Below are 9138 nucleotides of genomic sequence, written 5' to 3'. Positions count from 1 at the left end.
TGCTTGGACTGGCCCCTTCGCGAGCAGGCGCGCGCCCACAGGGGAATGCATTTCAATGTGGGAGCGAGCCTGCTCGCGAAGGCGGCGGCATGGGCGCTACAGAATCACCGTGGCCGAACGCAACTCGGCGATCCGCTCAGCACTCAACCCCAACTCCCCCAACACCTCATCCGTATGCTGCCCCAACCCGGCGCCAACATGCCTTGGCTCCGGCAACGCCTCAGAAAATTTCAACGGACAGGCCATCTGCGCCTGCGTCGTGCCATCGCCGCGTGGCACCTGCGCCACCAGCTTCCGCGCCTGTAACTGCGGATGGCGCAACGCCTCGCCCAAACTCAACACCGGCTCGACACAGGCATCGACCCCGGCGAACAACTCACACAGTTCTGCAAAATCGTGCCGCTCGAATTCGATGCGCAACGCCTCTTTCAAGGCTTGTTGTTGCTCAGGCTTGGGCGACAACCCTTGCGCCGCCAGCTCCGGCCGGCCCAGCGCCGTGCACAATTGCTGCATGAAGGCCGGCTCCAGACTGCCCACCGACATCCAGCGCCCATCCCGGGTGCGGTAATAATCGTAAAAGCTGCCGCCATTGAGCATCTGGTCTTCCCGACCGGGTTCCGCGCCGCAGGCCAGATAACCCGCGCCGGCCATGGCGTTCAGGCTGAACGCGCAATCGGTCATGCTCACATCCAAATGAGTGCCCTGCCCGGTTTGCTGACGGGCGATCACCGCAGCCAGCAAACCGATCACTCCGTGTAGCGAGCCGCCCGCCACGTCCGCCACCTGCATGCCCAACGGCAACGGCCCGCTGTCGGCGCGCCCGGTATAGCTGGCAAGCCCGGCCAGCGCCAGATAGTTGATGTCATGCCCGGCGCGTTCCTTGTACGGCCCGGTCTGGCCGTAACCGCTGATCGATACGTAAATCAGCTTTGGGTTGATCGCCTTCAACGCTTCATAACCCAGGCCCAGACGCTCCATCACCCCGGGGCGAAACTGCTCGAGCACGATGTCGTAGTCGCCCAGCAGTTGCTTGATGATCTGCAGCGCTTCGGGCTGTTTCAGATCCAGCGCCAGACTGCGCTTGTTGCGGTTGAGGTAGGCGTGACTGGCCGAGACACCGCCATCATGCGGCGGCAGCACCCGCAGCAGATCCATACGGGTTGGCGATTCGATGCGCAGCACGTCGGCGCCCATGTCCGCCAGCAGCAACGAGGCGAACGGCCCCGGCAGCAAGGTCGAGAAATCGAGAATCTTCAGTGAGGCCAGCGGTGCAGACATGGGCGAACTCCTTGGGCGATGTACTCAGCCTAGGCAGCCATCGCCGATGCGGCAATCACCGCAAATGTCAGCAGGTGTGACCGTTGCGCTCAAATTCCGGGCAAGAAAAACCCCCTGTGGCGAGGGGATTTATCCCCGATGGGTCGCGAAGCGGCCCCTTCTCTGGAATTGGAAGAAGAGGCCCGCTGTGCAGTCCATCGGGGGTAAATCCCTCACCACAAGGGATTTTTTACAACCTCACATCGTACTGATGCGCAGTTCTTGTATTTACTTCACATTGCTCGGGGTTGGGCCTTCAGCCACGCCCAGGTCGTCTTCTTCACGCTCGTCGGAGATACCGCGACCGCCGGAAGCCAGCTCGGTCTGCAGTTGATCGGTGTCCAGTTCCTTGACCCACTTGGCGACGACGATGGTCGCAACAGCGTTACCGACCAGGTTGGTCAGGGCGCGGGCTTCGGACATGAAACGGTCGATACCGAGGATCAGCGCCAGACCGGCAACCGGCAGGTGACCTACCGCCGACAGCGTTGCGGCCAGCACGATGAAGCCCGAACCGGTCACACCCGCCGCGCCTTTGGAGGACAGCAGCAGTACCAGCAGCAGGGTGATCTGGTGGGTGATGTCCATGTGCGTGTCGGTCGCCTGAGCGATGAACACGGCCGCCATGGTCAGGTAGATCGAAGTACCGTCGAGGTTGAACGAGTAACCGGTCGGGATCACCAGACCCACGACGGATTTCTTCGCGCCCAGACGCTCCATCTTGATCAGCATGCGTGGCAGTGCCGATTCCGACGAGGACGTGCCCAGTACGATCAACAGTTCTTCACGGATATAGCGCACCAGCTTGAATACGCTGAAACCGTGAGCACGGCAGATCGCACCCAGCACCAGCACGACGAACAGGATGCAGGTGATGTAGAAGCAGATCATCAACTGGCCCAGTTGCACCAGCGAGCCGACACCGTAGGCACCGATGGTGAACGCCATGGCACCGAACGCACCCAGCGGCGCCAGCTTCATGATCATGTTGATGATGTTGAACATCACGTGGGCGAAGCGATCGATCATGTCCAGCAGCGGACGACCGTACGAACCCAGGCGATGCAGGGCGTAGCCGAAGATCACCGAGAACATCAGCACTTGCAGGATGTCACCGGTGGCGAACGCGCCAACGATGGTGTTCGGGATCACATTGAGGAGGAAACCGACAATGCTCTGGTCTTTACTGGCCGTCACGTAGGTGGCGATTTTCGAGGCGTCGAGGGTGGTGACGTCGATGTGCATGCCGGCGCCCGGTTGCACAACGTTGACCACGACCAGACCGATCAGCAGGGCAATGGTGGAAACGATTTCGAAGTACAGCAGCGCGTAGCCGCCGGTCTTGCCTACCGACTTCATGTTCTGCATGCCGGCGATGCCGCTGACGACAGTACAGAAGATGATCGGGGCGATGACCATTTTGATCAGCTTGATGAAGCCGTCACCCAGTGGCTTGAGGGCCACACCGGTCTGCGGATAGAAGTGACCAAGCAGGATGCCGATGGCGATGGCAACGATCACCTGGAAATACAGGGATTTGTACAGTGGCTGACGAGTCGTCATTGCAGGTTTCCTCAAGCGTCCAGCGGCAACATCCATCTGTCGAGCGCTGAACCTTAATTGCGAACCCTCCTGCACTGGAGGGATTTGTTGTTGGAACGGCATTTTTCCCGGTCGGAGAAATGCACGCTTCTGTCGCTTGTATCGCAAACGTCGTGCCAGATTGGTGCGAATGGCAGCAAGCCTTTTGATATCAGGGCCTGGGGGATTTTCCTGTCACCAATCAGTGACTTGAGGCATGGCGGATTTCCGCCAACTGAGCGTTCAGCGTCCTGCAATTTGGCGGAAATCCGCCTTGTTGCGTTGCCGGCCCGCCGTTACGATCGGTGCCTGAACAAGGATTGCCGCTTATGCGCGAACGCACCATCGCCAGCCATTTCGCCCGTGCCGCCCTTGGCGGTGCGCGCCGGCGCGGCCTGGATTATTCAGGCCTGTTACAGCAACTGGGGATCAGCGCGGAATTGCTCGACGAGCCCCGCGCGCGGATTGCCCCGGAGCAGTTCACCCGGCTGATTCAGGGCTTGTGGCTGGTGCTGGACGACGAATACCTGGGTTTCGGTAACGCCCCGAGCAAGCCCGGCAGCTTCGCCATGATGTGCCACGCCTCGATTCACTGCCGCAACCTGGAGAAGGCTCTGCAACGTGGTTTGTTGTTCTACAGCCTGTTCCCCGACGCCCCACGCCTGACCCTGCGTCGCGAAGACGAATGGGTGCGTTTGAGCCTGGACGACGCGCAGTTGTGGGACCCGGATCATTTTCTCAGCGAGAGTCTGTTGGTGATCTGGCACCGCCTCGGCAGTTGGCTGATCGGCCAGCGCATTCGCCTCGAGCAGGCAACCTTCAGCTATCCGCGCCCCGAGCACGGCAGCGAATACGACCTGCTGTTCCCCTGCCCGCTGACCTTTGATGCCGAGCAGAGCAGCCTGCTGTTTCACAGTCGCTACCTGGCCATGCCGCTGTTGCAGGACGAACGCACGCTCAAGCATTTTCTCGAACGCTCCCCCGCCGACCTGCTCTCGCGCCCGGACGACGGCGACAGCCTGAGCAGCCGTCTGCGCCGCTTGCTCAGTCGCGACGCTGCGCACTGGCCTGATCTGGAAGCGGTTGCGGCGCATCTGCATATCAGCCCGCAGACCTTGCGCCGGCACTTGCGCGAGGAAGGCACCAGTTTTCAGGAGCTCAAGGATCAGCTGCGGCGGGATATCGCCATCTATCATCTGGGCCGGGCGGAGCTGTCGTTGCAGCAGATTGCCGAGCAGTTGGGGTTTTCCGAACCGTCAGCGTTTCACCGGGCGTTCAAGAAATGGACGGGGCTGACACCGGGGGCTTATCGGTCGCAGGAGCAATGAGGCGCTAAATCAAAAGCCCCTCACCCTAACCCTCTCCCGGAGGGAGAGGGGACTGATTGGGGGATGCTTGAGAAATACGCCGACCTGCAAGCTCTCTATTGAATCCATATTCGCTGCAAATCGCTCAGGTCGATAATTTTCCAAAGACACTTCGGTCAGTCCCCTCTACCTCTGGGAGAGGGTTAGGGTGAGGGCAGCTCGCAATCACACCGCAGGAAAATCAATCCTGAACGCCGCCCCGCCCATCGGTGAATCGCCCAAAGCCAAACGCGCGCTGTAGCTTTCGATGATGTCCTTGACCACCGCCAGCCCGATGCCCTGCCCGGGATGCTGGGCGTCCAGGCGTTCGCCACGCTCAAGAATTCGCGCACGCTGATCGAGTGGCACGCCCGGGCCATCATCCTCGACGCACAATTCGATCCCGGCCAAGGACTCGCGCACGCTGACCCGCACTTCGCCGAGGCACAGGCGATAGGCGTTTTCCAGCAGGTTGCCGAGCATTTCCAGCAAGGCGCCCTGCTCGATCGGCACGTAGCAATGCTCGGGCAGATCAAAGGTCACGCGCACATGTTTGTCGCGGTAGACCTTGTCCAGCGTATCGCAGAGGCTTTTGAGCACCGGTTGCAGGCGCACCTGATGGCGCACCAGACCGCTTTTGCGCAGGCTGGCCCGTTGCAGCTGGTAGCTGATCTGCTGGCTCATGCGTTCGATCTGACTTTGCAGCACCCAGGCCTGATCGCGGTCTGCGGGGCGCTGGGCCATGTCTTCGCTGACGCCTTGCAGCACCGCCAACGGGGTTTTCAGGCTGTGGGCGAGGTCGTCGAGGGAGTCGCGGTAGCGGCTGCGTTGCTGGCGTTCGCTGAGCAGCAAGCGGTTGAGCGAGCCGGTCAGGCGCAACAGTTCGCGTGGATGTTTTTCGGTCAGGCTTTCACGGGTGCCACCTTCGATTTCATCGAGTTCCTGGCTGAGCCTGCGTAAGGCCTTGAGCCCCCAGGTCAGGCCGATCCATAGCAGTGCCAGCAAGACCAGCAATGCCGCGCCGAAGCCCAGATAGAGATTTTCCCGCAGGCCTTCGAGGGTGGTTTCGTATTCGCGCACCGGTTGCAGGGCGACGATGCTGAACGCAGCGCTTTTACCGCCGAGCAATTTCACCTCAACGTCGTAAACGAAGAATTCCTGGCCGTTGCTTTCACGAATCCGCGCGAACTCGTTGCCGAGGCCGTCGTAACGCGGTTTGTAGTTGATCTGTTCTTCCTGGGTGGCTTTCGAGCGCCACACCAGTTTGCCGTCGCGGTCGTAGATATAGCCGAGCAAACGGAAATCGGTGAGGTTGAAGCGTTCGTCGGGCAATTGCGACGGCATCACCAGCCGACCGTTTTCCACCCGCGCGGCGGAGATCAATGTGGTGACGTCGGAGGCCAGGCGTTGTTCGATCGAGTCCTGCAAGGCAAGGCTGAAGGCGCCCTGCATCGCCGGCAGCAAGGCAAGCATGAACAACACCGCCAACGTGGTGGCGGCGAGCATCAAGCGAACGCGAAGGGAACGGATCAAGTGCAGCGCTCATTGAACAGGTAACCGAGGCCGCGCACGGTGTCGATCGGTTTGAACCCGGCCGGGCCTTCGAGCTTGCGGCGCAGACGGCCGACCAGCACTTCGATGACATTCGGATCGCGCTCGTCGTCATCCGGATACAGCTGCTCCATCAAGCGATCCTTGGGCACCACCTGCTGATGGTGGCGCATGAGGTATTCGAGGATGCGGTATTCGTAAGCGGTCAGCGCCAGCGGTTGTTCATCGAGGCTGGCCTGTTTGCGATTGAGGTCGAGCAGCAAAGGCCCGGCGACGATGGTCGACTGGGTGAAGCCGCTGGAGCGGCGCAGCAATGCGTTCAGGCGTGCGTCGAGTTCTTCGAACTGGAACGGCTTGACCACGTAATCGTCGGCACCGGCGGCGAGGCCTTCGACCTTGTCCTGCCAGTTGCCGCGCGCGGTGAGGATCAGGATCGGGAAGGTCTTGCCGCCCGAGCGCAACTGGCGGATCAGGTCGAGCCCGCCCATGCCCGGCAGGCCGAGATCGATCACCGCCAGATCGAAGTTGTACTGACCGGTCTGGTACAGCGCCTCCTCGGCATTGGCCACGGACTCGACCACATGACCGCTTTCCGTCAGGCGGGTTTGCAGGTGATGACGCAACAGCGCCTCGTCTTCGACGACCAACAGTTTCATGCCTTTCTCCCTATCACTTGAACTCTCCAGGCAACTACCTGTGGGAGCGAGCCTGCTCGCGAATCCGGTGGATCAGCCAAGCAAGTGTCGGCTGATACACCCCTTTCGAGCAGGCTCGCTCCCACACTTCAAACTGCGACAACCGCTTAGAAATAGTAGTTGGCCGACAGGTAGGTCTGAGCGCTGCTGGTCAAGCCCAGCGAGCCCTGTTTGCTGCCGCCGCTCTCTTTCATTTCGGTGCTGGCGTTGCTGCGCAGGTAACGGTAACCGAGTTCTATCGAGGTGTTCTGCGAAACTTGCTGCAACACACCCACCTGGCCACCGATGGCGTAACCGATGTCGCTGTCACGGCTGAAACCCGGCGAATCCTGCGTCAGCTTGGTCAGACCGGCCGTGGCGCCACCGAACAATTTAGTGCTGCCGCCCACCGGGTAGAACAGGTCATAGCTGCCGAGCAGATTTTCCTGGCGCAGTTTAACGCCATTGTGCGAGCCGGAAACGTTGTCGTAAGTGGCGTAGTAGCGGCCCTGGCTGTTTTGCTGACCGAGGCGCATGCCGTAGGTGTTGTTGCCGTCGATGGCCCCGGTGACGTTGGGGTTGCCGAGGTTGTTGTTGAGCGCGTGGGACTTGTCGATCTTGTCGCTGGTCTGGCCGAACGTCAGGCCGGCGAAGTTGCTGGTGTCGTCGGCATTGGCCGCGATGCTGGAGCCTAACAGGGTAAAAGCCAGCAGCAATTTGTTTAAACGAGTCATGGGTATTTCCTCTTTCACAGTGCTGTTTGGGTATGGCGCAAGGTTACTGAGCCGCCCCTGTACGGCCCCTGAACCGTCTCTGAACCTGACCTGAACCGGATCGACTAGGCTGTTCTGACCACTTTCGATAAGGAGACCCGACCATGCGCCTGTTCCTCGCCCTCACTTTGCTGGCAGTCAGCAGCTTCACCCAGGCTGCGATCAAGACTGAAGAAATTCCCTACCAAAGCGCCGACGGCAGCCAACTGATCGGCTACTACGCCTATGACGACGCGATCAAAGGCCCACGCCCCGGCGTTGTCGTGGTCCACGAATGGTGGGGGTTGAACGATTACGCCAAGCGCCGCGCGCGGGATCTTGCCGAACTTGGCTACAGCGCTCTGGCCATCGATATGTACGGCGAAGGCAAAAACACCGAGCACCCGAAAGACGCCATGGCCTTCATGCAGGCAGCGACCAAGGACGCCGATGCGGCGAGCAAGCGCTTCGCCGCCGGGCTCGATCTGTTGAAGAAGCAAAAGCAGACCGACCCGAACAGGATCGCCGCCATCGGCTATTGCTTCGGTGGCGCCGTGGTGCTGAATGCGGCGCGTCAGGGTGTGCCGCTGGCCGGCGTGGTGAGTTTCCATGGCGCGCTGGCAACCAAGACCCCGGCGACTCCGGGCAGCGTCAAGGCGAAAATCCTCGTCGAGCACGGTGCGCTGGACAGCATGGTCACTCAGGACCACGTCACCGCGTTCAAGTCGGAGATGGACAAGGCCGGGGCGGACTACCAGTTCGTCAGTCTGGATGGCGCCAAGCATGGTTTCAGCAATCCGGATGCCGATCGTTTGAGCCATGGCGAGCATAGCGGGCCGGACATTGGTTACAACAAGGCGGCGGACGAGAAGTCGTGGGCGGATATGCAGGCGTTCTTCCAGAAAATCTTCAGCTAACCGCGCTTGTCCTGATCGTTCCCACGCGCAGCAAAGGAATGCCGCACGGGACGCTCCGCGTCCCATCGCTGGGTGACGCGGAGCGTCACAGGATGCATTCCCACGCGGAGCGTGGGAACGATCATCTCGACCTCGCCCCGACTAACCGGCAAAATGCCCGCCATGCATACCACCCCCGCCCTGCCCGCCTGCTGCACTGCGCTCGACAGCCACTGGCCGTTGCCGACGGTCCTGGCCGATACCGTGCTGCTCAGTACCCACTTCGACCCCGCACGCCTGCTTGGCGATGATTTCCAGCGCAGCGCTGTGCTGGCGCCGCCGAGCATTCAGCGCTCGGTGGCCAAGCGCCAGGCCGAATTTCTCGCTGGACGCATTTGCGCCCGTGCCGCGCTGCAACAACTCGAGGGCCTGAATATCGTCCCGCCGATTGGCGAAGACCGCGCGCCGGTGTGGCCGGCGCATATCTGCGGCTCGATCACCCACAGCACCGGCCGCGCGGCAGCGATTGTTGCCAACAAGAAGCACTGGCGTGGCTTGGGCATGGATCTGGAAAACCTGTTGAGCCACGAGCGCGCCGAACGCCTGGCCGGGGAAATTCTCACGCCGGCGGAAATGCAGCGCATGGCGGCGAGTTCTCAGGAGCAACTGGCGCTGCGGGTGACCCTGACGTTTTCGGTGAAAGAGAGTTTATTCAAAGCGCTGTACCCGATCGTGCAGCAGCGTTTTTATTTCGAGCATGCCGAAGTGCTGGAATGGACTGCGGCGGGTCAGGTCAGGCTGCGGTTGCTGACTGATTTGTCCAGCGAATGGCGCAACGGATCGGAGCTGGAGGCGCAGTTTGCAGTGCAGGATGGGCAGTTGTTGAGTCTGGTCAGTATTCCTGCCTGAAGTTTTGCATTGCCTGCATGGTCCTCATCGCTGGCAAGCCAGCTCCCACAGTATTCGCGGTGAACATAAAGACAATGTACACCCGCAAAACCTGTGGGAGCTGGCTTGCCAG

8 protein-coding genes are annotated in these 9138 nt (G+C 60.9%); 3 read left to right on the top strand and 5 right to left on the bottom strand.

Features of this window, described 5'->3' with window-relative positions:
* Window positions 1-96: 96 nt before the first annotated feature.
* Entirely contained in the window at window positions 97-1278 is a 1182-nt protein-coding gene (locus tag QMX86_RS25835; protein WP_282387300.1) for a CaiB/BaiF CoA-transferase family protein, read from the bottom strand.
* A 267-nt stretch (window positions 1279-1545) separates the two neighbouring features.
* Window positions 1546-2880, bottom strand: coding sequence for a dicarboxylate/amino acid:cation symporter (locus QMX86_RS25830; RefSeq protein ID WP_056788109.1), 1335 nt, complete (start codon window positions 2878-2880; stop codon window positions 1546-1548).
* 347 nt (window positions 2881-3227) lie between these two features.
* On the opposite strand from QMX86_RS25830, the gene QMX86_RS25825 reads away from it, so the two are divergent.
* Window positions 3228-4226 (top strand): AraC family transcriptional regulator, encoded by a 999-nt coding sequence (locus QMX86_RS25825; RefSeq protein WP_282387296.1) that lies wholly within the window; start codon window positions 3228-3230, stop codon window positions 4224-4226.
* 204 nt (window positions 4227-4430) lie between these two features.
* On the opposite strand, the gene QMX86_RS25820 is transcribed toward QMX86_RS25825, so the two are convergent.
* From QMX86_RS25820 to QMX86_RS25810, 3 genes are all read right to left on the bottom strand, one after another.
* Window positions 4431-5777, bottom strand: coding sequence for an ATP-binding protein (locus QMX86_RS25820; protein WP_282387294.1), 1347 nt, complete (start codon window positions 5775-5777; stop codon window positions 4431-4433).
* A complete protein-coding gene (locus QMX86_RS25815; protein WP_016773623.1) occupies window positions 5774-6451 on the bottom strand; it encodes a response regulator transcription factor in 678 nt (225 codons plus the stop codon). The genes QMX86_RS25820 and QMX86_RS25815 overlap by 4 nt, the downstream gene beginning before the upstream one ends.
* Window positions 6452-6597: 146 nt before the next feature.
* A complete protein-coding gene (locus QMX86_RS25810; RefSeq protein ID WP_016773622.1) occupies window positions 6598-7203 on the bottom strand; it encodes a membrane protein in 606 nt (201 codons plus the stop codon).
* Window positions 7204-7346: 143 nt separating this feature from the next.
* Here QMX86_RS25810 and QMX86_RS25805 point away from each other — a divergent pair, with 143 nt between their 5' ends.
* Both QMX86_RS25805 and QMX86_RS25800 read left to right on the top strand, forming a co-directional pair.
* Window positions 7347-8138 carry a dienelactone hydrolase family protein gene (locus QMX86_RS25805; protein WP_282387853.1) on the top strand — a complete coding sequence of 264 codons (792 nt, stop codon included), beginning with the start codon at window positions 7347-7349 and terminating at the stop codon, window positions 8136-8138.
* Between the two features lie 162 nt (window positions 8139-8300).
* A complete protein-coding gene (locus tag QMX86_RS25800) occupies window positions 8301-9026 on the top strand; it encodes a 4'-phosphopantetheinyl transferase superfamily protein (protein ID WP_282387854.1) in 726 nt (241 codons plus the stop codon).
* Window positions 9027-9138 lie beyond the last annotated feature (112 nt).

The sequence above is a fragment of the Pseudomonas sp. PS01270 genome (assembly GCF_029959775.1).
Classification (GTDB): Bacteria; Pseudomonadota; Gammaproteobacteria; order Pseudomonadales; family Pseudomonadaceae; genus Aquipseudomonas; species Aquipseudomonas atacamensis.
The sequence above is the reverse complement of the archived record's forward strand: the minus strand, read 5'-3'. Positions and strand labels throughout refer to the sequence as shown.